This is a genomic window from Salmonella sp. 32020114201800008SM (genome assembly GCF_017572025.1).
GTDB lineage: Bacteria > Pseudomonadota > Gammaproteobacteria > Enterobacterales > Enterobacteriaceae > Salmonella > Salmonella enterica.
Window position 1 is genome coordinate 1 of sequence record NZ_JAGEQM010000011.1, and the last position, 22981, is coordinate 22981.

Annotated in this window: 22 protein-coding genes, 2 tRNA genes and 2 pseudogenes; 20 read left to right on the forward strand and 6 right to left on the reverse strand. The window is 52.8% G+C overall.

Annotated elements, in window-relative coordinates; translation table 11 throughout:
• The first annotated feature begins 49 nt into the window (after window positions 1–49).
• Together J4613_RS20970 and J4613_RS20975 are read left to right on the forward strand one after the other, a co-directional pair.
• Window positions 50–126: transfer RNA gene (locus J4613_RS20970), tRNA-Asp, on the forward strand.
• Window positions 127–134: 8 nt separating this feature from the next.
• Window positions 135–210: transfer RNA gene (locus tag J4613_RS20975), tRNA-Trp, on the forward strand.
• Window positions 211–311: 101 nt separating this feature from the next.
• On the opposite strand, the gene hdfR is transcribed toward J4613_RS20975, so the two are convergent.
• Window positions 312–1160, reverse strand: a complete 849-nt coding sequence (gene hdfR, locus J4613_RS20980) for an HTH-type transcriptional regulator HdfR (RefSeq protein ID WP_001541181.1) — start codon at window positions 1158–1160, stop codon at window positions 312–314.
• 106 nt (window positions 1161–1266) lie between these two features.
• On the opposite strand from hdfR, the gene maoP reads away from it, so the two are divergent.
• Window positions 1267–1605 carry a macrodomain Ori organization protein MaoP gene (maoP, locus tag J4613_RS20985; RefSeq protein ID WP_000840996.1) on the forward strand — a complete coding sequence of 113 codons (339 nt, stop codon included), beginning with the start codon at window positions 1267–1269 and terminating at the stop codon, window positions 1603–1605.
• A gap of 24 nt (window positions 1606–1629) precedes the next feature.
• On the opposite strand, the gene J4613_RS20990 is transcribed toward maoP, so the two are convergent.
• The gene (locus J4613_RS20990) at window positions 1630–3150 is read right to left on the reverse strand and encodes a YifB family Mg chelatase-like AAA ATPase (RefSeq protein WP_000050215.1); all 1521 of its coding nucleotides are present in this window, start codon (window positions 3148–3150) and stop codon (window positions 1630–1632) included.
• Between the two features lie 351 nt (window positions 3151–3501).
• Between J4613_RS20990 and ilvL the strand changes: the two genes are divergently transcribed.
• From ilvL to J4613_RS21035, 9 genes are all read left to right on the forward strand, one after another.
• Window positions 3502–3600: an ilv operon leader peptide gene (gene ilvL / locus J4613_RS20995; RefSeq protein WP_001311244.1), complete on the forward strand. Its 99-nt coding sequence runs from the start codon at window positions 3502–3504 to the stop codon at window positions 3598–3600.
• An 86-nt stretch (window positions 3601–3686) separates the two neighbouring features.
• Window positions 3687–3737 carry a peptide IlvX gene (gene ilvX / locus J4613_RS21000; RefSeq protein WP_192930503.1) on the forward strand — a complete coding sequence of 17 codons (51 nt, stop codon included), beginning with the start codon at window positions 3687–3689 and terminating at the stop codon, window positions 3735–3737.
• A 2-nt stretch (window positions 3738–3739) separates the two neighbouring features.
• Window positions 3740–5386 carry an acetolactate synthase 2 catalytic subunit gene (gene ilvG / locus J4613_RS21005; protein ID WP_001012561.1) on the forward strand — a complete coding sequence of 549 codons (1647 nt, stop codon included), beginning with the start codon at window positions 3740–3742 and terminating at the stop codon, window positions 5384–5386.
• Entirely contained in the window at window positions 5383–5646 is a 264-nt protein-coding gene (gene ilvM / locus J4613_RS21010) for an acetolactate synthase 2 small subunit (RefSeq protein WP_000983260.1), read from the forward strand. The genes ilvG and ilvM overlap by 4 nt, the downstream gene beginning before the upstream one ends.
• 17 nt (window positions 5647–5663) lie before the next feature.
• Window positions 5664–6593, forward strand: a complete 930-nt coding sequence (gene ilvE / locus J4613_RS21015; RefSeq protein ID WP_000208532.1) for a branched-chain-amino-acid transaminase — start codon at window positions 5664–5666, stop codon at window positions 6591–6593.
• Window positions 6594–6753: 160 nt separating this feature from the next.
• Window positions 6754–8604 carry a dihydroxy-acid dehydratase gene (gene ilvD / locus J4613_RS21020; RefSeq protein ID WP_001127429.1) on the forward strand — a complete coding sequence of 617 codons (1851 nt, stop codon included), beginning with the start codon at window positions 6754–6756 and terminating at the stop codon, window positions 8602–8604.
• A 2-nt stretch (window positions 8605–8606) separates the two neighbouring features.
• The gene (gene ilvA / locus J4613_RS21025; RefSeq protein ID WP_033903558.1) at window positions 8607–10151 is read left to right on the forward strand and encodes a threonine ammonia-lyase, biosynthetic; all 1545 of its coding nucleotides are present in this window, start codon (window positions 8607–8609) and stop codon (window positions 10149–10151) included.
• Between the two features lie 282 nt (window positions 10152–10433).
• Window positions 10434–10751 (forward strand): type II toxin-antitoxin system RelE/ParE family toxin, encoded by a 318-nt coding sequence (locus J4613_RS21030; RefSeq protein WP_000535852.1) that lies wholly within the window; start codon window positions 10434–10436, stop codon window positions 10749–10751.
• Window positions 10748–11089: a helix-turn-helix domain-containing protein gene (locus tag J4613_RS21035; protein WP_000560824.1), complete on the forward strand. Its 342-nt coding sequence runs from the start codon at window positions 10748–10750 to the stop codon at window positions 11087–11089. The genes J4613_RS21030 and J4613_RS21035 overlap by 4 nt, the downstream gene beginning before the upstream one ends.
• Before the next feature lie 2 nt (window positions 11090–11091).
• On the opposite strand, the gene ilvY is transcribed toward J4613_RS21035, so the two are convergent.
• Entirely contained in the window at window positions 11092–11979 is an 888-nt protein-coding gene (gene ilvY / locus J4613_RS21040; RefSeq protein ID WP_000365798.1) for an HTH-type transcriptional activator IlvY, read from the reverse strand.
• Between the two features lie 164 nt (window positions 11980–12143).
• Here ilvY and ilvC point away from each other — a divergent pair, with 164 nt between their 5' ends.
• Window positions 12144–13619, forward strand: a complete 1476-nt coding sequence (gene ilvC / locus J4613_RS21045) for a ketol-acid reductoisomerase (protein WP_111742535.1) — start codon at window positions 12144–12146, stop codon at window positions 13617–13619.
• A 91-nt stretch (window positions 13620–13710) separates the two neighbouring features.
• Here the strand turns inward: ilvC and ppiC are convergent, their stop codons facing one another.
• Window positions 13711–13992, reverse strand: a complete 282-nt coding sequence (ppiC, locus tag J4613_RS21050; RefSeq protein ID WP_001096806.1) for a peptidylprolyl isomerase PpiC — start codon at window positions 13990–13992, stop codon at window positions 13711–13713.
• Between the two features lie 193 nt (window positions 13993–14185).
• Here ppiC and J4613_RS22900 point away from each other — a divergent pair.
• The 3 genes and pseudogenes from J4613_RS22900 to rep form a co-directional block, all read left to right on the forward strand.
• A pseudogene (locus tag J4613_RS22900) lies at window positions 14186–14302 on the forward strand (Crp/Fnr family transcriptional regulator); the annotation flags it as partial.
• Window positions 14278–14430, forward strand: a pseudogene (locus J4613_RS21055) (nicotinamide riboside transporter PnuC); the annotation flags it as partial. The pseudogenes J4613_RS22900 and J4613_RS21055, both read left to right, overlap by 25 nt.
• A 99-nt stretch (window positions 14431–14529) precedes the next feature.
• The gene (gene rep, locus J4613_RS21060; protein ID WP_001238835.1) at window positions 14530–16554 is read left to right on the forward strand and encodes a DNA helicase Rep; all 2025 of its coding nucleotides are present in this window, start codon (window positions 14530–14532) and stop codon (window positions 16552–16554) included.
• Between the two features lie 39 nt (window positions 16555–16593).
• Here rep and gppA read toward each other — a convergent pair whose 3' ends face one another.
• Entirely contained in the window at window positions 16594–18075 is a 1482-nt protein-coding gene (gene gppA, locus J4613_RS21065; RefSeq protein WP_001089447.1) for a guanosine-5'-triphosphate,3'-diphosphate diphosphatase, read from the reverse strand.
• Between the two features lie 136 nt (window positions 18076–18211).
• On the reverse strand, window positions 18212–19477 hold the full coding sequence (rhlB, locus tag J4613_RS21070; RefSeq protein WP_000047524.1) for an ATP-dependent RNA helicase RhlB: 1266 nt from the start codon (window positions 19475–19477) through the stop codon (window positions 18212–18214).
• Window positions 19478–19620: 143 nt separating this feature from the next.
• On the opposite strand from rhlB, the gene trxA reads away from it, so the two are divergent.
• From trxA to wecA, 4 genes are all read left to right on the forward strand, one after another.
• A complete protein-coding gene (gene trxA, locus J4613_RS21075; RefSeq protein WP_001280776.1) occupies window positions 19621–19950 on the forward strand; it encodes a thioredoxin TrxA in 330 nt (109 codons plus the stop codon).
• A gap of 247 nt (window positions 19951–20197) precedes the next feature.
• Window positions 20198–20281: a rho operon leader peptide gene (locus J4613_RS21080; RefSeq protein ID WP_134820045.1), complete on the forward strand. Its 84-nt coding sequence runs from the start codon at window positions 20198–20200 to the stop codon at window positions 20279–20281.
• An 87-nt stretch (window positions 20282–20368) separates the two neighbouring features.
• Entirely contained in the window at window positions 20369–21628 is a 1260-nt protein-coding gene (gene rho / locus J4613_RS21085; protein ID WP_001054532.1) for a transcription termination factor Rho, read from the forward strand.
• A gap of 239 nt (window positions 21629–21867) precedes the next feature.
• Entirely contained in the window at window positions 21868–22971 is a 1104-nt protein-coding gene (gene wecA / locus J4613_RS21090) for a UDP-N-acetylglucosamine--undecaprenyl-phosphate N-acetylglucosaminephosphotransferase (protein WP_001050948.1), read from the forward strand.
• The last annotated feature ends 10 nt before the right edge of the window (window positions 22972–22981 follow it).

The following is a 22981-nucleotide window of genomic DNA, read 5'->3' on the forward strand; positions in this document are numbered from 1 at the left end:
ATTAAGCAGTAAACTGATGTAAAAATCAGTGGTTGTAAAAGAATTCGGTGGAGCGGTAGTTCAGTTGGTTAGAATACCTGCCTGTCACGCAGGGGGTCGCGGGTTCGAGTCCCGTCCGTTCCGCCACCCTAATTAGGGGCGTAGTTCAATTGGTAGAGCACCGGTCTCCAAAACCGGGTGTTGGGAGTTCGAGTCTCTCCGCCCCTGCCAGAAATAATCCTTAGCATCTGCTAAGGATTTTTTTTTGCCTAAAATTACCTGATTATCTGATCAGGTAATCGTAAGTTCCCTTCTTTTTCTTTTCATCATTTTCATTGTTCATCCAGCACATCCGTTTTTAACAGATCGCAGATCAGCGAGTATTTATCGCTGTTTTGCAGCCAAATAGCGTATAGTGGCCGTGAAAGCGTTGCGCTGTCGGCAACGGTATGTAATCCGCCCTTTTCATTTGCCCAGTTTACAGGAAGCCAGCTACAGCCATTTAATGCGCTAAGCTGCTGTCGGGCGAGTTCGGCTGAGCTGGTTGTTAATACCGGCACTTCATCTGCTGCGATCAGCCCTGTTTCATGCTGTTGGAAGTCTGGTCCCCACTCCAGCCGCAGATAATTGAGTTCTGATTTCTTACGGGCAGGGCTGCTGCAATATAACGCCAAAGTGAAGTGCCCTAACAGCTGACTGCTGAACTCATCCATTTTGGGCGCTTCGGTAGTAATGAGGAGATCAAGCTGGCGTTCATGAAGTTGCTTCACAAGCGATTGCCGTTGAGCGATTCTGGCTTCGAACTGCAGGCCGCTTTGCGGCTCCTGTAGTTGGTACAGTCGCCCCAGCCAGGCGTTAAGCATACACTCCCATAAAGACGCGCTGGCGCCGATGGAAAACTCGTTATGGCGTGAGGTATGCGCCACCTCTTTACGTGCCGCCTGCCACGTATTCATCAGCGTTTCCGCATACGGTAAAAGTTTTTCGCCAGCCGTGGTTAAACGGATATTGTTTCTGTGCCGCGTAAAAAGGTTTACGCCCAGTTGATTCTCCAGTTGCCTGATACGAAAGCTCACCGCGGATTGCGTCAGGTAAAGTGCTTCTGCGGCCCGCCCGAAATGGCGTGTCCGGCTAACTTCCAGGAAAGTTTTTAACAATTCCGTATCCACTGTGCTCTCCACAAAATTATTTGTCGTTATGATTTAAATGTTTTGTTTTACACTCTGTCAAGCGTAACTAATACTCCGCGCCATAAATAGCTCAGACAAAGAATTAGGAGCGTGCAGGATGGCGGAAAGCTTTACGACGACTAATCGATATTTTGACAATAAACATTATCCACGTGGATTCTCTCGTCACGGTGATTTCACGATTAAAGAGGCACAACTGCTTGAGCGTCATGGTCATGCCTTTAATGATCTGGATCTTGGCAAGCGTGAGCCTGTGACTGAAGAAGAGAAGCTGTTTGTAGCGGTATGTCGCGGTGAACGCGAGCCGGTAACGGATGCAGAACGCGTCTGGTCCAAGTATATGACGCGTATCAAGCGTCCAAAACGCTTCCACACCTTGTCTGGCGGCAAGCCGCAAGTTGAAGGCGCAGAAGACTACACCGAAGCTGATGATTAATAAAAAGGGCGTAATGCCCTTTTTTTACGCCAACAGCTTTTGCAAATGAATTAACAACCTGTCTATCGCCCGATAGCTTACCGCCTCCTGCAAATGCTGACGCGAGATCTGGTCAGCCAGTTCTATGTCGGCAATGGTTCTGGCAACTTTTAGTAAACGCTGCCAGGCGCGAATGGATAATCCAAGATGCACCAGCGTGTCTTCAAGCCAGCGGGCGTCATCGTGATGCAAAACACAATATTTTTGGATTTCGCGACCCTCCAGACGCGCGTTTAACTTCTTCTGGCGTCGGTACTGCCGTTCATGGGCGGCGATGACCCGCTTTTTTACCGTAGCGCTGCTCTCACCCTTTGAGGCGTGTTGGCTAAGAATCCCGGGCGGTGGAAGCGGTATCTCAAGCGAAAGGTCAAAACGATCAAGAAACGGGCCTGACAACCGATTAAGGTAACGTAGTGTCTGTTCTGGCGTGCAGCGATTATGGTTTCCCTGATAATGTCCGGTCGGGCTGGGATTCATTGCGGCGATTAACTGGAACCTGGCAGGGTACGTTATTTTCGCTCTGGTACGGGATAAATGAATTTGACCGGATTCTATAGGTTCACGTAGCGCATCCAGTGTGCGTCGTTCAAATTCAGGCAATTCATCAAGGAACAAAATTCCGTTGTGCGCCAGCGATATCTCTCCCGGGGCGGGTATTGCGCCGCCGCCGACCATAGCAGTAAGTGAGGCGCTATGATGAGGTGAGCGAAAGGGGCGTTGCTGCCATCGTTTTTGTACCGTATCGGCATTAACCAGACTGAGGATCGCGGCGCTTTCCAACGCCTCCTCATTGCTTAATGGTGGAAGAATCCCGCTCAGTCGACTGGCCAGCATGGTTTTACCCGTACCCGGCGGGCCGATCAATAGCAGATTATGTCCCCCTGCCGCTGTAATCTCCAGGCCGCGTTTACCCTGCTCCTGACCGATCACATCGCGAAGATCGGCAGTTGCGGTAGGCGATGCCATATCCTGAGCTAAAGGTCTTTCCAGGGCGTGTTTCCCTTCCAGAAAGGCGCAGACGGTTTGTAGATGATCGGCGATAAAACATCCTTCTTTGCTGATAAGCCCAACCTCCGCCGCGTTCTCTGTTGCGACGATAATATTTCTGCCGGCCCTGATGGCTTCCGTTGCACTTGATATTGCGCCAGGAACGCCGCGTAATGCGCCTGTAAGCGCTAACTCACCCACCAGCTCATATGCCTCAAGATTCGACGCTGTAAGCTGCTCAGACGCGGCCAGAAGCGCAACAGCAATAGGCAGGTCATACCTTCCACCCTCTTTCGGTAGATCGGCTGGAGCAAGGTTAATGGTTATTTTTTTAGCCGGAAATTCATATCCGCTATTAATAATCGCACTACGTACCCGGTCACGCGCCTCTTTTACCGTGGTTTCCGGTAGGCCAACCATGGTTAATCCCGGTAATCCATTACTGATATGCACCTCTATAGTGATAGGCGGCGCATTGACGCCAAGTGCGGCGCGGGTATGAACAATCGCCAGTGACATAATCCCTCCTGTTACGTGGATTATGCGGAATAGAAGAGAAAATCGAATTACTGACTTTTTGTTTTTTAGCGACTGCTTCCTGAATTTTGGCGTCATTTTCAGGTAAGAAACATCAAACTGGAAGAACGCTCGCAGAAGCGAAAAGAAGGAAAACAGGGTGTAAAGCGCGCCAAAAGGGGGAGGAAAACGTGAAAATTTTTCAGTTGCTAATTTTTCTTATAAAAAACAAAGCCCTTTTAGGCATTCACCTGCATTATCTGAAACGTGGTTAAAAAAATATCTTGTGCTATTGGCAAAACCTATGGTAACTCTTTAGGTATTCCTTCGAACAAGATGCAAGAATAGACAAAAATGACAGCCCTTCTACGAGTGATTAGCCTGGTCGTGATTAGCGTGGTGGTGATTATTATCCCACCGTGCGGGGCTGCACTTGGACGAGGAAAGGCTTAGAAATCAAGCCTTAACGAACTAAGACCCCCGCACCGAAAGGTCCGGGGGTTTTTTTTGGCCTGAAAAACTTAAGCGAGGAGCAGAGCGTGAATAACAGCATAAAATTCTGTTTCTCAAGATTTACGACGGGGATGTAACTATGAACGGGGCACAGTGGGTGGTACATGCTTTGCGAGCGCAGGGGGTGAAAACCGTATTTGGTTATCCTGGCGGCGCAATTATGCCGGTTTACGACGCGTTGTATGACGGTGGTGTGGAGCATTTGTTGTGCCGACACGAGCAGGGTGCCGCAATGGCGGCAATCGGTTATGCCCGTTCTACCGGCAAAACCGGTGTTTGTATCGCCACTTCCGGCCCTGGCGCCACTAACCTGATCACTGGCCTGGCGGATGCGTTGTTAGATTCGGTCCCCGTCGTCGCGATCACGGGTCAGGTTTCCGCCCCGTTCATCGGCACCGATGCGTTCCAGGAGGTGGATGTGTTAGGGCTGTCGCTGGCCTGCACCAAACACAGCTTCCTGGTGCAGTCGCTGGCAGAGTTGCCGCGCATCATGGCGGAGGCTTTTGAAGTCGCCAACGCTGGCCGTCCCGGACCCGTTCTGGTGGATATCCCGAAAGATATCCAGTTGGCCAGCGGTGAGCTGGAACCCTGGTTTACTACCGTTGATAACGAAGCGACTTTCCCGCAGGCTGATGTGGAACAAGCGCGCCAGATGCTGGAACAGGCGAAAAAACCCATGCTGTACGTCGGCGGTGGAGTTGGTATGGCGAAGGCGGTTCCGGCGCTGCGTAAATTTATCGCGGTAACGCAAATGCCAGTTACCTGCACGCTGAAAGGGCTGGGCGCTGTTGAAGCTGATTATCCGTACTATCTGGGCATGCTAGGAATGCACGGTACTAAAGCGGCTAATTTCGCGGTGCAAGAGTGTGATTTATTGATCGCAGTGGGTGCGCGTTTTGATGACCGGGTGACCGGTAAGCTGAATACGTTTGCGCCGAATGCCAGCGTGATCCATATGGATATAGACCCGGCGGAAATGAACAAACTGCGTCAGGCACACGTCGCGTTGCAGGGCGATTTAAATTCGCTGTTGTCGGCATTACAGCAACCGCTGAAGATCGACGCATGGCGTCAGTCCTGTGCAGAGCTGCGCGCAGAACACGCCTGGCGCTATGATCATCCTGGCGAGACTATCTATGCGCCGTTGTTGTTGAAGCAATTGTCGGAACGCAAACCCGCAGACAGTGTGGTGACTACGGATGTGGGGCAGCATCAGATGTGGTCAGCCCAGCATATGACTTACACCCGCCCGGAAAATTTCATCACTTCCAGCGGTCTGGGGACGATGGGATTCGGCTTACCGGCGGCCGTTGGCGCGCAGGTAGCGCGACCGAATGATACCGTTATCTGTATCTCCGGTGACGGTTCCTTCATGATGAATGTTCAGGAGTTGGGCACCGTAAAACGCAAGCAGTTACCGTTGAAGATAGTCTTACTCGACAACCAGCGGTTAGGGATGGTTCGACAATGGCAGCAACTGTTTTTCCAGGAGCGATATAGCGAAACCACCCTGACCGATAACCCCGATTTCCTCATGCTGGCCAGCGCCTTCGGCATTCCAGGCCAGCACATTACTCGTAAAGACCAGGTTGAAGCGGCACTCGACACGATGTTGGCAAGCGAAGGGCCGTACCTGCTTCACGTCTCAATCGACGAACTTGAAAATGTCTGGCCGTTGGTGCCGCCTGGCGCCAGTAACTCTGAAATGCTGGAGAAATTATCATGATGCAACATCAGGTCAATGTATCGGCACGCTTTAATCCAGAAACCTTAGAACGTGTTTTACGCGTGGTGCGCCATCGTGGTTTTCAGGTGTGCTCCATGAATATGGAAGCCGCGACCGATGCGCAGAATATAAATATTGAATTGACCGTTGCCAGTCCCCGGTCGGTCGACTTACTGTTTAGTCAGTTAAGTAAACTGGTAGATGTTGCGCATGTCGCAATCTGCCAGAGCGCTGCCACATCACAACAAATCCGCGCCTGAGCGCAAAAGGAAGAAAAATGACGACGAAAAAAGCTGATTACATTTGGTTCAATGGCGAGATGGTGCGCTGGGAAGACGCGAAGGTTCACGTAATGTCTCACGCGCTGCACTACGGTACGTCGGTATTTGAAGGGATTCGGTGCTACGACTCTCACAAAGGCCCGGTAGTGTTTCGTCATCGTGAACATATGCAGCGCCTGCGCGACTCAGCAAAAATTTATCGTTTTCCGGTTTCCCAGAGTATTGATGAGCTGATGGAAGCCTGCCGCGAAGTGATCCGCAAAAACAACCTGACCAGCGCCTATATCCGTCCGTTGGTATTTGTCGGCGATGTCGGTATGGGCGTTAACCCGCCCCCGGGATACACCACTGACGTCATCATCGCCGCGTTCCCGTGGGGGGCATACCTGGGCGCCGAAGCGCTGGATCAGGGGATCGATGCGATGGTTTCTTCCTGGAATCGCGCTGCGCCGAACACCATTCCAACCGCTGCGAAAGCGGGCGGTAACTACCTCTCCTCACTGCTGGTGGGTAGCGAAGCGCGCCGCCACGGCTATCAGGAAGGCATCGCCCTGGATGTAAACGGCTATATCTCCGAAGGCGCAGGTGAAAACCTGTTTGAGGTAAAAGATGGCGTGCTGTTTACTCCGCCGTTTACCTCTTCCGCGCTGCCAGGCATTACTCGCGACGCGATTATCAAACTGGCGAAAGAGCTGGGTATTGAAGTGCGTGAGCAGGTGCTGTCCCGTGAATCGCTGTATCTGGCCGACGAAGTGTTTATGTCCGGAACCGCGGCAGAAATTACTCCGGTACGCAGCGTTGATGGTATCCAGGTAGGTGAAGGCCGTTGCGGCCCTGTTACCAAGCGTATTCAACAAGCCTTCTTTGGTCTCTTCACTGGAGAAACCGAGGATAAATGGGGCTGGTTGGATCCGGTAAATTCATAATAAATAAAATTAATATTTTCCCAAAATAATTTGCGTCACAGGAAGGCGGCAACGCAGCGAATCCCCAGAAGCTTACTGTAGTAAGTGACTGGGGTGAGTGAGGCAGCCAACGCACCTGTGGCGTGAAGTATGAAGGGAAAAGATGGGGAGTAAATAAAGCATGCCTAAGTACCGTTCCGCCACCACCACCCATGGTCGTAATATGGCGGGTGCCCGCGCGCTGTGGCGCGCCACCGGAATGACCGACAGTGATTTTGGCAAACCGATTATCGCCGTGGTGAACTCATTCACTCAGTTTGTGCCGGGTCACGTTCATCTGCGCGATCTCGGTAAGCTGGTCGCCGAACAGATTGAAGCTTCCGGCGGGGTGGCGAAAGAGTTCAACACTATTGCCGTGGATGACGGGATTGCCATGGGGCACGGGGGTATGCTCTATTCACTGCCGTCGCGCGAGCTGATCGCCGACTCCGTGGAGTACATGGTGAACGCTCACTGCGCTGACGCGATGGTGTGTATCTCCAACTGCGACAAAATCACCCCAGGGATGCTCATGGCCTCGCTGCGCCTGAATATTCCGGTGATCTTTGTCTCCGGCGGCCCGATGGAAGCCGGGAAAACCAAGCTTTCAGACAAAATTATCAAGCTGGATCTGGTTGATGCCATGATTCAGGGAGCGGACCCGAAAGTCTCTGACGATCAAAGTAACCAGGTTGAACGCTCCGCCTGTCCAACCTGCGGCTCCTGCTCCGGCATGTTTACCGCTAACTCCATGAATTGCCTGACCGAAGCACTGGGCCTGTCGCAGCCGGGCAACGGTTCGCTGCTGGCGACCCATGCTGACCGGAAGCAGTTGTTCCTCAATGCCGGTAAGCGGATTGTTGAACTGACTAAACGCTATTACGAGCAGGATGACGAAAGTGCACTGCCGCGTAACATCGCCAGCAAAGCCGCGTTTGAAAACGCCATGACGCTGGATATTGCGATGGGCGGTTCGACCAATACCGTTCTGCATCTGCTGGCGGCGGCGCAGGAAGCGGAAATCGACTTCACCATGAGTGATATCGACAAGCTGTCCCGCAAGGTGCCGCAGCTGTGTAAAGTGGCGCCAAGTACCCAGAAATACCATATGGAAGACGTTCACCGTGCCGGCGGTGTGCTGGGTATTTTAGGCGAGCTGGATCGCGCCGGGCTGCTGAACCGCAACGTGAAAAACGTATTAGGCCTGACGCTGCCGCAAACGCTGGAACAGTACGACATCACGGTTACGCAGGACGAAGCGGTTAAAAAAATGTTCCGTGCTGGCCCTGCCGGTATCCGTACTACCCAGGCGTTCTCTCAGGATTGTCGCTGGGATTCGCTGGATGACGACCGCGCAGCGGGTTGCATCCGCTCGCTGGAATATGCCTATAGCAAAGACGGCGGTCTGGCGGTGCTGTATGGCAACTTCGCCGAAAACGGCTGCATTGTGAAAACCGCAGGCGTGGATGACAGCATCCTTAAATTTACCGGCCCGGCTAAAGTGTATGAAAGCCAGGACGACGCGGTAGAGGCGATTCTCGGCGGCAAAGTAGTGGAAGGCGATGTAGTTGTGATCCGCTACGAAGGGCCGAAAGGCGGGCCGGGAATGCAGGAAATGCTCTATCCGACCAGTTTCCTGAAGTCGATGGGGCTGGGCAAAGCCTGCGCGCTCATCACCGATGGGCGTTTCTCCGGCGGTACTTCGGGTCTTTCCATCGGCCACGTCTCGCCGGAAGCGGCCAGCGGCGGCACTATTGCGCTGATTGAAGATGGCGACACTATTGCGATTGATATCCCGAACCGCAGCATTCAGTTGCAGTTGAGCGAGGCTGAAATCGCCGCACGCCGCGAGGCGCAGGAAGCTCGTGGCGACAAAGCCTGGACGCCTAAAAATCGTCAGCGTCAGGTTTCGTTTGCCCTGCGTGCCTACGCCAGCCTGGCGACCAGCGCCGATAAAGGCGCGGTGCGCGATAAATCGAAACTGGGAGGTTGATGATGGCGGAATCTCAACCACTGTCAGTCGCGCCGGAAGGGGCGGAGTATCTGCGCGCGGTGCTACGCGCGCCAGTATACGAAGCGGCGCAGGTGACGCCGCTGCAAAAAATGGAAAAGCTCTCGTCACGTCTGGATAACGTTATTCTCGTCAAACGCGAAGACCGGCAGCCGGTACATAGCTTTAAGCTGCGCGGCGCTTACGCGATGATGGCCGGATTGACCGAAGAACAAAAAGCCCACGGCGTGATTACCGCGTCGGCGGGCAATCATGCGCAGGGCGTGGCGTTCTCCTCCGCGCGGCTTGGCGTGAAGTCGCTGATCGTCATGCCAAAAGCAACGGCGGATATTAAAGTCGATGCGGTACGCGGTTTTGGCGGCGAAGTGCTGTTGCACGGCGCTAATTTTGATGAAGCGAAAGCGAAAGCTATTGAGCTGGCGCAGCAGCAGGGTTTTACCTGGGTGCCGCCGTTTGATCACCCAATGGTGATCGCCGGGCAGGGCACGCTGGCGCTGGAACTGCTTCAGCAGGATTCGCATCTCGATCGTGTCTTTGTGCCGGTTGGCGGCGGCGGCCTGGCGGCGGGCGTAGCGGTACTGATCAAACAATTGATGCCGCAAATCAAAGTGATTGCCGTCGAAGCGGAGGATTCCGCCTGCCTGAAAGCGGCGTTGGAAGCCGGTCATCCAGTGGATCTCCCGCGCGTTGGGTTATTTGCTGAAGGCGTGGCGGTAAAACGCATCGGCGACGAAACCTTCCGCCTGTGCCAGGAATATCTCGACGACATTATTACAGTCGATAGCGACGCTATCTGCGCGGCGATGAAAGATCTGTTTGAAGATGTGCGTGCGGTGGCGGAACCGTCCGGCGCGCTGGCGCTGGCGGGGATGAAAAAATATATCGCCCAGCACAATATTCGCGGCGAACGGCTGGCGCACGTCCTTTCCGGCGCCAACGTCAACTTCCACGGCTTGCGCTATGTGTCTGAACGCTGCGAGTTGGGGGAACAGCGCGAAGCGCTACTGGCGGTGACCATTCCGGAAGAAAAGGGGAGCTTCCTCAAATTCTGTCAGTTGCTTGGCGGGCGTATGGTCACCGAATTTAACTACCGTTTTGCCGACGCGAAAAATGCCTGTATTTTTGTCGGCGTACGCGTCAGTCAGGGGCTGGAGGAGCGAAAAGAGATTATCACCCAACTGTGCGACGGCGGTTATAGCGTAGTGGATCTCTCCGACGATGAAATGGCGAAGCTGCATGTGCGCTATATGGTCGGCGGGCGTCCATCCCATCCGCTACAGGAACGCCTCTACAGCTTTGAATTTCCGGAGTCGCCCGGCGCGTTGCTCAAATTCCTGCATACGCTTGGCACGCACTGGAATATTTCGCTATTCCATTACCGCAGCCACGGTACCGATTATGGCCGCGTGCTGGCGGCGTTCGAGTTAGGCGATCATGAGCCGGATTTCGAAACCCGGCTGCATGAGCTGGGCTATGAATGCCATGATGAGAGCAATAACCCGGCGTTCCGGTTCTTTCTGGCGGGTTAATTCAGCGTTTAGTTTTTCGGGCCCACAAAGTAAAGTGGGCCTGATATCCAGATATTATCTTCCCTCAGTTATTGGGCTTTTCTGCCAGCCCGGAGCATCCACTCATTTCATTTTGCGAGACGTTTTCCAGAAGGCGCCCAATCTGCTTGTGGTGAAACTCGGCTCACCATATCGTTAGCACCGCCATCACTTGCACCTGCTAAAAACAATGTATAAAATTTTATACACAAGGATGTTATGTTACTCACCCGAGCTCTCTCCAATGAAAAAGAAATTCGATGAGTGGGATCTTCTCTGGAGGATCTCCTGGCTTTTCCCATAACGGTACGTAAAGCAGTCGGTTATCAGCTTCACAAAATTCAGTATGGAATTGAACCCGATGACTGGAAACCGTTTTCAGAAATTGGGGCTGGGGTAAATGAAATTCGTATTCGTGACAACAATGGTATCTATCGCGTTATGTATGTCGCTAAGTTTGAAGAAGCACTCTACGTTTTGCATAGTTTCCAAAAACAGACGCAACAAACCAGTCAGCATGATAAAAACATCGCCAGAACGCGTTATAACCGGGTGGTGCAACAACGGAGAAACAGCTTGTGATTGCCAAAACTGATAGTGATATTCGCCATGTGACGCCATCTGGCGGTAATGTTTTTGCTGATTTGGGGTTTCATAAGCAGGACGCAGAAAAGTTTTACGCTGATTCCCTGAATGAAATCGAAAACACGTTAGCCATTAAACAACAGCTAATGGAAGAAATTACCCTCTGGATTACGCAAAACCAGATGAAGCAAGCCGAGGTTGCTACAGTTTTGCATATATCCCGACCGCGCGTTTCGGATGTCGTCAACAAGAAATGCAGCAAATTCACCATTGATGCTCTGGTGAATATGCTTAGCCGTATTGGGAAGCCTGTTCGGGTAATGGTAGGGCCGTAAAACTAATTCGGTAAAATCTTCCAGAACGCATCAATTAGCGGCTCATGCAGCCGCTTTTTTTGCGCGCAGACGCCGAGTTCAAACGGCGTTTTTTCATCGCTGCGTTCTAAAATCATCACCCGGTTGCGCACTGGCTCCGGGCTGTTTTCCAGCACCACTTCCGGCAGCAGCGCCACGCCGCAGCCCAGCGCCACCATTGAGACCATCGCTTCGTGACCGCCGACGGTGGCGTAAATCTGCGGATTGCTGATTTTATGCCGGCGGAACCATAGCTCAATGCGACGGCGTACCGGCCCCTGGTCGGCCATGATAAACGGCACCGTCGACCAGTCTGGCTTGTCGACCGAAACCTGATTACGCACCGGGCAGGGCAGCGCCGGGGCGATCAGCACCACCGCCAGATTTTCCAGCATCGAAAACGCCACTGCGCCGGGCAGCGTTTCTGGTTTGCCGGCGATTGCCAGATCGGCCTCGCCGGTGACTACTTTTTCCATCGCATCGGCGGCGTCGCCGGTGGTGAGCTTAATTTCCACCGAGGGATGCTCGGCGCGAAAACGGTCGAGGATTGGCGGCAGGTGGCTGTATGCCGCGGTCACTGAACAGAAGATATGGAGTTCGCCGGAAAGGGACGGCCCCTGCTGATCGAGGGTATGGCGCAACTGCTGATATTGCAAAAGCGTCTGTTGGGCAAACACTCGCAGCTCTTCACCCGCTTCGGTCAGCGTGACCGTGCGGTTATCGCGCACAAACAGCGGCTGGCCGAGATCTTCTTCCAGCCGCTGAATCTGCCGGGAAAGCGTGGAGGGGCTGACGTGCATCGCTCGCGCGCTGCGGCCAAAGTGGCGGCTTTCCGCCAGATGCAGGAAGGTTTTTAGATCGCGTAAATCCACAGACAGACCTCCGGTTTTTGACGTTGCATAAACCGCAACATAACGTTGTGAATATATCAATTTCCGCAATAAATTTCCTGTTGTAATGTGGGTTCATTCGCACAGATAGCAATCTGTAAACCGAACAATAAGCGCGACAACACAACATCACGGAGTACACCATCATGGCTAACTACTTTAATACACTGAATCTGCGCCAGCAGCTGGCACAGCTGGGTAAATGCCGCTTTATGGGCCGCGACGAATTCGCCGACGGCGCGAGCTACCTGCAGGGTAAAAAAGTGGTCATCGTCGGCTGCGGCGCTCAGGGTCTGAACCAGGGCCTGAACATGCGTGACTCCGGTCTGGACATTGCCTACGCCCTGCGTAAAGAAGCCATTACTGAGAAGCGTGCTTCCTGGCGTAAAGCGACCGAAAACGGCTTCAAAGTGGGTACCTACGAAGAGCTGATTCCGCAGGCTGACCTGGTGGTTAACCTGACGCCGGACAAACAGCACTCCGACGTGGTGCGCTCCGTACAGCCGCTGATGAAAGACGGCGCGGCGCTGGGCTACTCCCACGGCTTCAATATCGTGGAAGTGGGCGAGCAGATCCGTAAAGACATCACCGTGGTGATGGTGGCGCCGAAGTGTCCGGGCACCGAAGTGCGCGAAGAGTACAAACGTGGTTTCGGCGTGCCGACGCTGATCGCGGTACACCCGGAAAACGACCCGAAAGGCGAAGGTATGGCGATTGCTAAAGCCTGGGCGGCGGCCACCGGTGGTCACCGTGCGGGCGTACTGGAATCTTCTTTCGTGGCAGAAGTGAAATCTGACCTGATGGGCGAGCAGACCATCCTGTGCGGTATGCTGCAGGCCGGTTCTCTGCTGTGCTTCGACAAGCTGGTGGCAGAAGGCACCGACCCGGCATACGCCGAAAAACTGATTCAGTTTGGCTGGGAAACCATCACCGAAGCGCTGAAGCAGGGCGGCATCACCCTGATGATGGACCGTCTGTCTAACCCGGCGAAACTGCGTGCTTACGCGCTGTCCGAACAGCTGAAAGAGATCATGGCGCCGTTGTTCCAGAAACACATGGATGACATCATCTCCGGCGAATTCTCTTCCGGCATGATGGCTGACTGGGCCAACGACGATAAGAAACTGCTGACCTGGCGTGAAGAGACCGGTAAAACCGCGTTCGAAACCGCGCCGCAGTTTGAGGGTAAAATCGGCGAGCAGGAGTACTTCGATAAAGGCGTGCTGATGATTGCGATGGTGAAAGCGGGCGTTGAGCTGGCGTTCGAAACCATGGTCGATTCCGGCATCATCGAAGAATCCGCTTACTACGAATCACTGCACGAACTGCCGCTGATCGCCAACACCATCGCCCGTAAGCGTCTGTATGAAATGAACGTGGTTATCTCTGATACCGCAGAATACGGTAACTACCTGTTCTCTTACGCTTGCGTACCGCTGCTGAAACCGTTTATGGCGGAATTGCAACCGGGCGATCTGGGTAGTGCTATCCCGGAAGGCGCGGTAGACAACGCACAGCTTCGCGACGTGAACGACGCGATTCGTGGTCATGCGATTGAGCAGGTAGGTAAGAAACTGCGCGGCTATATGACGGATATGAAGCGTATTGCGGTAGCGGGTTGATATACCTTGTCGGGGGGCGCTAGCGCTTACCCGACCTACAAAATCAAGCAGACGATGTAGGCCGGGTAAGGCGTAGCCGCCACCCGGCTTTTTATTTGCGATACAATACCTTAATGATGTGATAACCGAACTGGGTGTGCAATGGGCCGGTTGGCTCCAGTACCGGGCAGGAAAAGACTACTTTATCGAATGCCGGAACCATCTGGCCCTGACGAAATTCGCCTAAATGACCGCCTTTTTTACCGGATGGGCAGATAGAATGCTTCTTCGCCAGCTTCTCAAAATCGCCGCCGTTTTTAATTTGCTCCAGAAGATCCAATGCCAGTTTCTCTTCTTTTACAAGGATATGCAGTGCTGCTGCCATTTTTGCCATTATTGTGTTCTCACGTCGCAAAGATTGGCCGTCACTTTATCACTCCTTAGGCCGTCAGACATATACTCTTCGCCATTACAGGACAGATGTCCCGCCTGATTTAATGAACCGGGAGATAAGCGGCATTTTTAGCAGGCGTATTTCGGATGTGCGGGACGGCGGTCCTGTCCTTTCTGACAAGGGGCGAGATACCATGAACATAATGAAAAACGCAGAATTTCCAGACGACTGGCTTTTAGGGCTACGCCAGGTCGTACGCGACCCAGTGCTCTATGAATTACTCAAATACTGCCCGTTGGAAATCATGCAGTACAGGGCGTTTATGCGATGTCGCTTGAGTATGTTCTGCTGACGGCGATCGCGCTAATGGGTTCTTTCATTTGGATCAAGAGCGCACAGCGTAATGGCTATACGCCGCTTGCCGCCAGAGCCTGCTGATTGACCTTTTCCTGGCTGCCTGAAAAGGCAGCCAGGTCTTCTCTGGGCCTCGCTTTCTGCTACAATCCCTCCCCCGTTCGAAGATTGAGCACTATTCCCATGCGTTTAAATCCCGGCCAACAACACGCTGTCGAATTCGTCACCGGACCCTGCCTGGTGCTGGCAGGAGCGGGTTCTGGTAAAACTCGCGTAATTACCAATAAAATCGCCCACCTGATCCGCGGATGCGGCTATCAGGCCCGGCATATTGCGGCGGTGACGTTTACCAACAAGGCAGCGCGCGAAATGAAAGAACGCGTCGGGCAGACGCTCGGCCGTAAGGAAGCGCGCGGTTTGATGATCTCCACCTTTCATACGCTAGGGCTGGATATTATTAAGCGCGAGTACGCTGCGCTGGGGATGAAATCGAACTTTTCATTGTTTGACGATACCGACCAGGTCGCCTTGCTCAAAGAGCTGACCGAAGGCCTGATCGAAGACGACAAGGTTCTGTTGCAACAGCTGATCTCCACGATCTCCAACTGGAAAAACGATCTCAAAACGCCTGCGCAGGCAGCGGCGGGGGCGAAAGGCGAACGCGATCGTATTTTTGCCCACTGCTACGGGCTTTACGACGCCCATATGAAGGCATGTAACGTTCTCGATTTTGATGATTTGATTTTGCTGCCGACGCTGCTGTTGCAACGCAATGACGAGGTGCGCGAGCGCTGGCAGAATAAAATTCGTTATCTGCTGGTGGATGAATATCAGGATACTAACACCAGCCAGTATGAGTTGGTTAAGCTGCTGGTCGGGCAACGCGCGCGCTTTACGGTCGTGGGCGATGACGATCAGTCTATCTACTCCTGGCGCGGGGCGCGTCCGCAAAACCTGGTGTTACTGAGCCAGGATTTTCCGGCGCTGCAGGTGATTAAGCTGGAGCAAAACTATCGTTCTTCGGGCCGCATCCTGAAAGCGGCAAATATTCTCATCGCCAACAATCCGCACGTCTTTGAAAAGCGCCTCTTTTCCGAGCTCGGTTACGGCGCGGAACTCAAAGTGTTAAGCGCAAACAATGAAGAGCATGAAGCTGAGCGCGTTATCGGCGAACTGATTGCCCATCACTTTGTGAACAAGACCCAGTACAAGGATTACGCCATTCTGTATCGCGGGAATCATCAGTCGCGGGTATTTGAAAAATTCCTCATGCAGAACCGCATTCCGTACAAAATTTCCGGCGGCACCTCATTTTTCTCCCGTCCGGAGATTAAAGACCTGCTGGCCTACCTGCGGGTGTTGACCAACCCGGATGATGACAGCGCTTTCCTGCGCATCGTGAATACGCCAAAACGCGAAATCGGTCCGGCTACTCTGCAAAAGCTGGGTGAATGGGCAATGACGCGTAATAAAAGCCTGTTTACCGCCAGCTTTGATATGGGGCTTAGCCAAAAGCTGACCGGACGTGGTTACGATTCATTGACGCGTTTTACCCACTGGCTGGGGGAAATCCAGCGTCTGGCCGAACGCGAGCCTGTCGCCGCCGTGCGCGATCTCATCCACGGTATTGACTATGAATCCTGGTTGTACGAAACCTCGCCGAGCCCCAAAGCGGCGGAAATGCGTATGAAAAACGTTAACCAGCTCTTTAGCTGGATGACTGAGATGCTGGAAGGCAACGAACTCGATGAGCCGATGACGCTGACCCAGGTGGTTACACGCTTTACGCTGCGCGATATGATGGAGCGCGGCGAGAGCGAAGAAGAGCTGGATCAGGTACAGTTGATGACGCTTCATGCATCGAAAGGACTGGAATTCCCGTATGTCTATATGGTGGGAATGGAAGAAGGATTTTTGCCGCATCAAAGCAGCATTGACGAAGATAATATTGAGGAAGAGCGTCGGCTGGCCTATGTCGGGATCACTCGCGCGCAAAAAGAGCTCACCTTTACATTATGTAAAGAGCGCCGTCAGTATGGGGAACTGGTGCGCCCGGAACCCAGCCGCTTCCTGTTAGAACTCCCGCAGGATGATTTAATCTGGGAGCAGGAGCGCAAAGTGGTAAGCGCTGAGGAGCGAATGCAAAAAGGGCAAAGTCACCTGGCTAATCTGAAAGCCATGATGGCGGCAAAGCGAGCGAAATCGTAGGCCGGATAAGCGAAGCGTCATCCGGCAATCAGACTACGGTTAGCGAACGTCCAGCGGCCAGTGTACATAGCTTTGCCACTGGCTTTCCTGATCAATCAACTCTTTACCCAGCGGGTGATGCGCCAGCCAGTCGCCAGGCAAGGTTAACGTCAGATTTTCATTTAGCGCCTGTAGCGTAATTTCTGGTACCAGATCGTCACGACGGCGACCGGCAAAAAGAATCGCCAGTCGCAGCAAACGGCATAGCTGTTCCGCAACACGGGGCGGTACCGCGTTTTGCTGATGAAGCGAAGAGAGATCGACCGGATTGGTCTGATTCAGTAAGAGGGTGGCGAGCAACTTTTTCTGCGCGGGCGTATAGCCAGGCAGATCCAAATGGCGTACTAAATAGGCGGCATGATAGGGCGCCTGTTTAAAATCAACGCTCAGACCGATCTCATGCAACTGGCAAGCGCTAAGCAACAGTTCACGACTGATAGGTTCAATATGCCAGGCATTTTCTACCTGTTTGAGGAAGTTATCTGCCAGCTTCGCCACACGATTTGCCTGATCGGTATCGACGATAAACCGACGCTGAATGTTTCGCAGCGTGCGGCTGCGGATATCCTGATCTACCGCCAGATGCAACATCCCATACACCAGCCCTTCGCGTAACGCGCCGCCTGCCAGCGTCATGCTCTGGATGTTCAGCTCGGTAAATATCGCGATTAGAATAGCCAGCCCGCTTGGGAAAACCAGCGCGCGCTCCAGCGTCAGGCCTTCGATTTCCAGCTCTTCCAGACGCCCGCACTGTATCGCGCGTTGTTTTAGCTGCTGCAGTTTGGCGAGCGTAATGCGCTCGTCCATCCCCTGCGCCATCATGATTTCCTGCAATGCCTGTACGGTGCCGGAGGCACCCACGCAGACCTTCCAGCCATGAAAACGCAGTTCATCGGCGACCGGACGCAGTACATCGCGCGCGGCCTTCTCCGCATCATCAAAGTTTTCTTGCGCCAGATTACGATCGCTAAAATAGCGTTCAAGCCACGTTACGCAGCCCATCGACAGGCTAAATAGCGACGTGGTTTGCGCGCCAGTGCCGGTAACCAGTTCAGTGCTGGCGCCGCCGATATCCACCACCAGTCGCTGATCTGCGCCGCCGGTGGTATGAGCGACCCCCTGATAAATCAGCCGCGCCTCTTCTTCGCCGCTGATAACCTGCACCGGACAACCAAGGATAGTCTGCGCTTTCGCGATAAATTCACCCGCATTGACGGCGAGACGCAATGTTGCGGTGGCAACCACGCGGATTTGCGGCTGCGGAATATCCTGCAAACGTTCAGCAAACAGGCGCAGACATTGCCAGCCGCGTTCCATCGCTTCGGCTGAAAGGTGGTTGTCGTTGTTCAGACCCGCGGCCAGACGCACCTTGCGTTTTATTCGGGTCAGCGTCTGGATGCTTCCCGCCGCCTCGCGCACGACCAGCATATGAAAACTATTGGAACCGAGATCAATGGCGGCATACAACGAGGTGGAATTCATACACTTCATCCTTCAACCTGTATCCGTGTTGGCTGCGTACACTCCCCTGAATCATTTACTAAAGTACGCTCATCGGGATTTGTTTTCTTGCCGCCTTGATACAGGCTAAATGATTTTGTGTATGGCATAACTTTTCTTAACCTGAACGACGACGATTACGCGGAGCGCCAGCGCGGCGCGGACCATTGCCAGGACGCGCACGCGTCAGGCGCAACGGCTTGGGCAGATCGTTCATGAGCGCTTCCGGATTGTATTTGCTGACCGGAATCGAGTGGCCGATATAGCTCTCAATGGCGGGCAGATTCAGCGCATACTCTTCGCAAGCCAGGCTGATAGAATGTCCGCTGGCGCCAGCGCGACCGGTACGACCGATACGGTGAACATAGTCTTCACAATCGTCTGGCAGATCGTAGTTAAAGACGTGCGTTACGGCGGGTATATGCAACCCGCGCGCCGCGACATCGGTCGCCACAAGAATATCCAGATCGCCGCGGGTGAACTCATCCAGAATCCGCAGGCGCTTTTTCTGCGCGACGTCGCCGGTCAGCAGACCAACACGATGGCCATCTGCCGCCAGATGTCCCCAGATATCTTCGCAACGATGCTTGGTGTTGGCGAAAATAATGGCGCGATCCGGCCACTCTTCTTCGATCAGCGTTTGCAGTAAACGCATTTTCTCTTCATTAGAGGGGTAGAAAAGCTCTTCTTTAATGCGGTGGCCGGTCTTTTGCTCCGGTTCCACTTCAACATATTCGGCGTTGTTCATCTGTTCAAACGCCAGCTCGCGAACCCGATAAGACAGGGTGGCGGAGAACAACATGTTCAGACGCTGCGCAGCCGGCGGCATACGACGGAACAGCCAGCGGATATCTTTAATAAAGCCCAAATCGTACATGCGATCGGCTTCATCGAGTACGACGACCTGAATGGCGCCGAGGTTAATGTGGTTTTGTTTGGCGTAGTCGATCAGTCGGCCCGTCGTACCAATAAGAATATCAACGCCGCTTTCCAGCACTTTAAGCTGCTTGTCGTAACCATCGCCGCCGTAAGCCAGGCCTAATTTTAAGCCTGTCGCTTGCGCCAACGGCTCCGCGTCTGCGTGAATTTGTACGGCTAATTCACGCGTCGGCGCCATGATCAGCGCGCGCGGCTGGTTCACCTTGCGATCGTCGATCGCGGGATGAGAAAGTAAATAATGAAACGTTGACGTCAGAAACGCCATCGTTTTCCCGGTACCGGTTTGCGCCTGCCCTGCAACGTCACGACCCGCCAGCGTTAGCGGAAGGGCCAGTGCCTGAATGGGCGTACAATTATAAAACCCTTTTTTTTCAAGGGCTTCAACCACCTGTGGGTGCAGGGCGAAGTCGGAAAACTTCTGTTCTGTTAAATGTGTTTTGCTCATAGTGTGGTAGAATATCAGCTTACTATTGCTTTACGAAAGCGTATCCGGTGAAATAAAGTCAACCTTTGTTGGCGAAGTTAACATCAGCACCTCGTTGGTTAATGCTACACCAACACGCCAGGCTTATTCCTGTGGAGTTATATATGAGCGATAAAATTATTCACCTGACTGACGACAGTTTTGACACGGATGTACTCAAAGCGGACGGGGCTATCCTCGTTGATTTCTGGGCAGAGTGGTGCGGGCCGTGTAAAATGATCGCTCCGATTCTGGATGAAATCGCTGACGAATATCAGGGCAAATTGACCGTTGCCAAACTGAACATTGACCAGAACCCAGGTACTGCGCCTAAATATGGCATCCGCGGTATTCCGACTCTGCTGCTGTTTAAAAACGGCGAAGTGGCGGCAACCAAAGTAGGCGCACTGTCTAAAGGTCAGTTGAAAGAGTTTCTCGACGCCAATCTGGCGTAATACCTTTTATACGTCGAATGACAAAGGTGCTGTATGGTCAGGCGTCTGTCATTCGACGAATGATTAAGGTATCAGGCAGTTTCGTGGCGTCTGTTGTCCTTACGTTATTCTTAAATTGTCAGGATCTCTGGACGCCCGGTCTGAGTCGTGCTAAGTTAGTATTGACTTCGAATTAAACATACCTTATTAAGTTTGAATCTGGTTTTATCCGTCACTTCCCGTTTTTTCTCGCACGAGAAGTGGAAAGATTCCTGGCTCTTCGCTCATTCCGTCTTGTCGTTTCAGTTCTGCGTACTTTCCTGTGACCAGACAGCGAACAGACATGAGTTGATAGCCGTAAACAGGCATGGATGACCCTGCCATACCATTCACAACATTAAGTTCGAGATTTACCCCAAGTTTAAGAACTCACACCATTATGAATCTTACCGAATTAAAGAATACGCCGGTTTCTGAGCTGATCACTCTCGGCGAAAGTATGGGGCTGGAAAACCTGGCCCGTATGCGCAAGCAGGACATTATTTTTGCCATCCTGAAGCAGCACGCAAAGAGTGGCGAAGATATCTTTGGCGACGGTGTGCTGGAGATATTGCAGGATGGATTTGGTTTCCTCCGTTCTGCAGACAGCTCCTACCTCGCCGGTCCTGATGATATCTACGTTTCCCCCAGCCAAATCCGCCGTTTCAACCTCCGCACTGGTGATACCATTTCTGGTAAGATTCGCCCGCCGAAAGAAGGTGAGCGCTATTTTGCGCTGTTGAAAGTTAACGAAGTTAACTACGACAAACCGGAAAACGCCCGTAACAAAATCCTCTTTGAGAACTTAACCCCGCTGCACGCAAACTCTCGTCTGCGTATGGAGCGTGGTAACGGTTCTACCGAAGACTTAACGGCGCGCGTTCTGGATCTGGCTTCGCCGATCGGTCGCGGCCAGCGCGGTCTGATTGTCGCGCCGCCGAAAGCGGGTAAAACCATGCTGCTGCAGAACATCGCGCAGAGCATCGCGTATAACCACCCGGACTGCGTGCTGATGGTGCTGCTGATTGACGAACGTCCGGAAGAAGTAACCGAGATGCAGCGTCTGGTGAAAGGCGAAGTGGTTGCTTCTACCTTTGACGAACCGGCATCCCGCCACGTTCAGGTTGCCGAAATGGTTATCGAGAAGGCGAAACGTCTGGTTGAACACAAGAAAGACGTTATCATCCTGCTCGACTCCATCACCCGTCTGGCGCGTGCCTACAACACCGTGGTGCCGGCTTCCGGTAAAGTATTGACCGGTGGTGTGGACGCTAACGCCCTGCATCGGCCGAAGCGTTTCTTCGGCGCGGCGCGTAACGTGGAAGAGGGCGGTAGCCTGACTATCATCGCGACGGCGCTAATCGATACCGGTTCCAAGATGGACGAAGTTATCTACGAAGAGTTTAAAGGCACCGGTAACATGGAGCTGCATCTCTCGCGTAAGATTGCTGAAAAACGTGTCTTCCCGGCTATCGACTACAACCGTTCCGGTACCCGTAAAGAAGAGCTGCTCACCACTCAGGAAGAGCTGCAGAAAATGTGGATCCTGCGTAAAATCATCCATCCGATGGGTGAAATTGACGCGATGGAATTCCTCATTAACAAACTGGCGATGACCAAAACTAATGACGACTTTTTCGAGATGATGAAGCGCTCATAACCTGGTCTTTACCTGAAAACGCCACGTTTTTACGTGGCGTTTTTGTTTTATATCTGTAATCTTAACGACACATTTACAAAATGATGATAAACCGGGTCAGGGCTTCGCCCTCTATTCGTTATCGGTATCGTGTGGTTGATATTTAAACAATTCTGCCTGATTCAGAGCAGGGTTTCCCTTCTGAATAAAGGTCTTCATGGTTATACTTCTGGTACTAATTTTATCTGAGAGCACGCATTGTGAATTTACTGACCGTGAGTACTGATCTCATCAGTATTTTTTTATTCACGACACTGTTCCTGTTTTTTGCGCGTAAGGTCGCAAAAAAAATCGGTTTAGTGGATAAACCCAACTTTCGTAAACGCCACCAGGGGCTGATACCGTTGGTTGGAGGGATTTCGGTTTACGCAGGGATTTGCTTCACATTCGGAATTGTTGACCACTATATTCCTCATGCGTCGCTTTATCTTTCTTGTGCGGGCGTACTGGTTCTTATCGGTGCGCTGGACGACCGTTTTGATATCAGCGTAAAGATCCGTGCGACCATACAGGCCGCGATCGGTATCATTATGATGGTATTCGGTAAGCTCTATCTTAGCAGCCTCGGCTATATCTTTGGCTCCTGGGAGATGGTGCTCGGTCCCTTCGGCTATTTCCTTACTCTGTTTGCCGTATGGGCGGCGATCAACGCTTTCAATATGGTGGACGGTATTGACGGCCTGTTGGGCGGGCTATCCAGCGTCTCATTCGCGGCGATGGGGCTGATTTTATGGTTTGACGGTCAAACCAGCCTGGCAATATGGTGCTTCGCCATGATTGCCGCGATTCTGCCTTACATTATGCTTAATCTCGGTATTTTGGGGCGGCGTTATAAAGTCTTTATGGGCGATGCCGGTAGTACTCTGATTGGTTTTACCGTTATCTGGATCTTACTGGAAACGACGCAGGGGAAAACTCACCCTATCAGTCCGGTTACCGCGCTATGGATTATCGCTATCCCGCTGATGGATATGGTGGCGATTATGTATCGCCGTCTGCGTAAAGGAATGAGTCCCTTTTCCCCTGATCGTCAGCACATTCACCATCTTATCATGCGCGCCGGATTTACCTCTCGTCAGGCGTTTGTACTGATTACGCTTGCCGCCGCCATTCTGGCGGGAGTCGGCGTAGCGGCAGAATATTCTCATTTTGTTCCTGAATGGGTTATGTTGGTGCTCTTTTTGCTAGCATTCTTCCTCTATGGCTACTGCATTAAGCGGGCCTGGAAGGTGGCGAGATTTATTAAGCGTGTGAAGCGTCGCCTGCGCAGGCACCGTAAGAACCGGCCAAACTTAACCAAGTAAATGAGGATAC